The sequence below is a fragment of the Nitritalea halalkaliphila LW7 genome, assembly GCF_000265075.1.
Taxonomy (GTDB): Bacteria; Bacteroidota; Bacteroidia; order Cytophagales; family Cyclobacteriaceae; genus Nitritalea; species Nitritalea halalkaliphila.
Genome location: NZ_AJYA01000119.1, coordinates 1 through 1,318, shown reverse-complemented (window position 1 = coordinate 1,318; position 1,318 = coordinate 1). Strand labels below are relative to the sequence as shown.

Annotated in this window: 1 protein-coding gene; it reads left to right on the top strand. The window is 52.1% G+C overall.

Features of this window, described 5'->3' with window-relative positions; translation table 11 throughout:
- Positions 1-35: 35 nt before the first annotated feature.
- Positions 36-1,318, top strand: a 1,283-nt coding sequence (locus tag A3SI_RS19245; RefSeq protein WP_156810381.1) for a COG1361 S-layer family protein, incomplete at its 3' end; no start/stop codon positions are given.

Genomic DNA, 1,318 nt, shown 5'->3' with positions numbered 1-1,318 from the left:
CCAAGGAACCGTTACCGGTTAGGCTTGAGTGAACTTTGTGTCGGCTCCATGGGAGGAAGCTGGTAGGTGAAGAAGTAGTTTGGAGCCTAGGAGAACTAGCTGCAGGCGCAAGTGTGACCTTGACCTTAGAGGTGATGGTACCGGCGAATGTGGCGATGGGTACTGTGATCAGTAATATGGCGCAGGCCGCTAGTCCAGACGATGTGAATAGTCCGGTGAACAGTAATGGAGTAGATGTGACGGTAGAGACCTTAGCGAATCTGGCCATTATGAAGCGTTCGGATACACCGGTGGCGATTGCAGGTGAGAACTTGGCGTACACGATCACGGTGACGAATAATGGACCAAGTGATGCACAAGAGGTAGTGGTAACGGATCCGATTCCGGTAGGAACCAGCTTTGTAAGTGCAGACATGGGCGGCATGTTGGAGAATGGCATCGTGACTTGGAATGTGGGTGCCCTCCCAGCGGGCGAGACGGTGACCTTAAGCTTGGTGGTGCTGGTAGATGCGAACCTAGCAGATGGAACGATTATTTCGAATATCGCAAGGGTAGAAAGTCCTACGGATCCAGATACACCGAAAGAGTCTGATCCAGACGAGACGCCAGTGGATAACGGAAATCGTGCGATGCTGATGTTAGAGAAGTCAGCTCCGATGACCGTGATTGCGGGTAACAACTTGACCTATAGCTTTACGCTGACGAACACGGGAGCGGGACCAGCGCGCAATGTTGAGGTACGCGACCGCATTCCAGCAGGAGTGAACTTTGTGTCGGCCTCTATGGGAGGAAGCCTGGATGGTGAAGAAGTAGTTTGGAGCCTAGGAGAACTAGCCGCAGGCGCAAGTGTGACCTTGACCTTAGAGGTGATGGTACCGGCGAATGTGGCGATGGGCACTGTGATCAGTAATACGGCGCAGGCCGCTAGCCCAGACGATGTGAATAGTCCGGTGAACAGTAATGGTGTAGATGTGACGGTAGAGACCTTAGCAAATCTGGCCATTATGAAGCGTTCGGATACACCGATAGCGATTGCAGGTGAGAACTTGGCGTACACGATCACGGTGACGAATAATGGACCAAGTGATGCACAAGAGGTAGTGGTAACGGATCCGATTCCGATGGGAACTACTTTTGTAAGTGCAGACATGGGCGGCATGTTGGAGAATGGCATCGTGACTTGGAATGTGGGTACTATCCCAGCAGGCGAGACTGTGACCTTAAGCTTGGTGGTGCTGGTAGATGCGAACCTAGCAGATGGAACGATTATCTCGAATATCGCAAGGGTAGAAAGTCCTACGGATCCAGACACACCGAA